This is a genomic window from Paenibacillus sp. F024 (assembly GCF_057814255.1).
This window is the reverse complement of sequence record NZ_JBVASZ010000098.1, coordinates 1-486: the sequence shown is the minus strand read 5'-3', so window position 1 is coordinate 486 and position 486 is coordinate 1. Positions and strand designations below refer to the sequence as shown.

Below are 486 nucleotides of genomic sequence, written 5' to 3'. Positions count from 1 at the left end.
TTCGCCAGAGCGGCTTGATCGTCAAAGCGATGGATGTCACCGATTTCGGCGATAATACCAGCGCTGTAGATCGGGCCGATACCGGGGATCGTCTTCAGGACGTTTTCACCGGGTAAGCCGGCGATAATGCGTTCAATCGCCTTGTCGAGCTCCTTGATTTGCTTCTGCGTACTTCGAATGGCTTCGATAGAAGTGCCCAGGATGATATCGATGGAGTCCTCGACGACTTTTGAGAGACGATAGGAAGCACGCGCGGCTTTCTGGATGCACCTCGCTACACCCTCCGGATCAGGGAATCGATTACGGCCCTTATCCTTGAGGTAGTCGGCTAAATCCGCCACATCCATCGAGCTGATCTCATCCAGGCTGTATTTCTCAAGGAGCAATTCAGTGATGGCATGGCCGAAGGCGGAGCTCTCCACCTCCGCGGAGAACGCACTGCACTTGTAGAACAGGTGCTGGAGAAAGTACTGCTTCTCTCGTGTC

General features: G+C 54.1%; 1 protein-coding gene. It reads right to left on the bottom strand.

Translation table 11 applies throughout. The features are described from left to right. On the bottom strand, positions 1-486 hold a 486-nt coding region (locus ACZYR9_RS27545), incomplete at both ends, for a transposase (RefSeq protein ID WP_488981492.1).